The following is a 527-nucleotide window of genomic DNA, read 5'->3' on the forward strand; positions in this document are numbered from 1 at the left end:
CGACGAACACGCCGTATCCACCGTCACCGCAGGACCCTCAAGACCAAACACATACGCCACACGCCCCGACGCCACACTCCCAGCACTCCCCGACCCCACATACCCCTCAAGATCCGCCGGAAGAACCGCCAACCTCGACGCATAGTCGTTGTACATCACCCCCATGAACACACCCGTAGCCGACCCACGCAGCTCAGCCGGATCCACCCCCGCCCGCTCCATCGCCTCCCACGACGCCTCCAACAACAACCGCTGCTGCGGATCCACCGCCAACGCCTCACGCGGCGACATCCCAAAAAACTCCGCATCAAAATCCGCCGCATCATGCAAAAACCCACCCGCCCGCACATACGACGTCCCCGCATGCCCCGGATCCGGGTCATACAACCCCTCCAGATCCCAACCACGATCCACCGGAAAACCCGAAACCGCATCCACCCCACCGGCCACCAAATCCCACAACCCCTCCGGCGAGGCCACCCCACCCGGATACCGACACCCCACCCCCACAATCGCAATCGGCTCCC

The 527-nt window shown here is 64.1% G+C and carries 1 protein-coding gene; it reads right to left on the reverse strand.

The window, feature by feature from the left end; translation table 11 throughout:
• Positions 1 to 527, reverse strand: a 527-nt coding sequence (locus IEJ02_RS47985; RefSeq protein WP_191070532.1) for a beta-ketoacyl synthase N-terminal-like domain-containing protein, incomplete at both ends; no start/stop codon positions are given.

The sequence above is a fragment of the Streptomyces sp. 5-10 genome (assembly GCF_014712245.1).
Lineage (GTDB): Bacteria > Actinomycetota > Actinomycetes > Streptomycetales > Streptomycetaceae > Streptomyces > Streptomyces violaceusniger.